Here is a 757-nt window from a genome sequence, read left to right on the forward strand (position 1 = left end):
AGCACGGCCGGGACGTCGCCGGCGCGGCGCAGGGCGGCCAGGTCCAGGCCGATCGGGAGGAGCAGTGGCTCGTCGGCGGCGAGGGCGGCGTCGAGCAGGCGCAGGCCCTCCCCGGTGGGGATGGGGCGGACACCGGCGCGCGCCATGCGCTCCACGTCGGCGTCGGTGAGATGGGCGGTCAGTCCCGTGCGCTGCTCCCAGAAGCCCCAGGCCAGCGATTGTGCGGGCAGGCCTTGGTGCCTGCGGTGGGCGGACAGCGCGTCCAGGAAGGCGTTGGCGGCGGCGTAGCCGGACTGCCCGGCGCCGTCGACCGTGCCGGCGGCGGAGGAGAACAGGACGAACGCGGCGAGGTCGAGGCCGCGCGTCAGCTCGTGCAGATGCCAGGCCGCGTCGGCCTTGGGACGCAGTACGGCGTCCAGGCGGCCGGGCGTCTGGTCGGTCACCAGTCCGTCGTCGAGGACACCGGCGAGGTGGACGACGGCGGTCAGCGGGTGGGCTGCGGGCAACTCTTCAATGAGTGCGGCCAGTTGGCCTCGGTCGGCGGCGTCGCAGCGGGCCAGGACGATCTCCGCGTCGACGTCCGCGAAGTCGTCTGCGGCGGTGCCGCTGCGCCCGGCCAGCACCAGGCGGCGTACGCCGTGCTCGGCGACCAGGTGCCGGGCGACCAGCGCACCGAGGACTCCGGTGCCGCCGGTGATGAGCACGGTGCCGTCCGGGTTCAGGGCCCGCGCCCGCCCGTCCGGCGTGGCGCGGGCGA

1 protein-coding gene is annotated in these 757 nt (G+C 75.8%); it reads right to left on the minus strand.

The genetic code is table 11. The features are described 5' to 3' along the window. On the minus strand, positions 1-757 hold a 757-nt coding region (locus M878_RS46740), incomplete at both ends, for a beta-ketoacyl reductase (RefSeq protein ID WP_037730044.1).

Source organism: Streptomyces roseochromogenus subsp. oscitans DS 12.976, assembly GCF_000497445.1.
Taxonomy (GTDB): domain Bacteria; phylum Actinomycetota; class Actinomycetes; order Streptomycetales; family Streptomycetaceae; genus Streptomyces; species Streptomyces oscitans.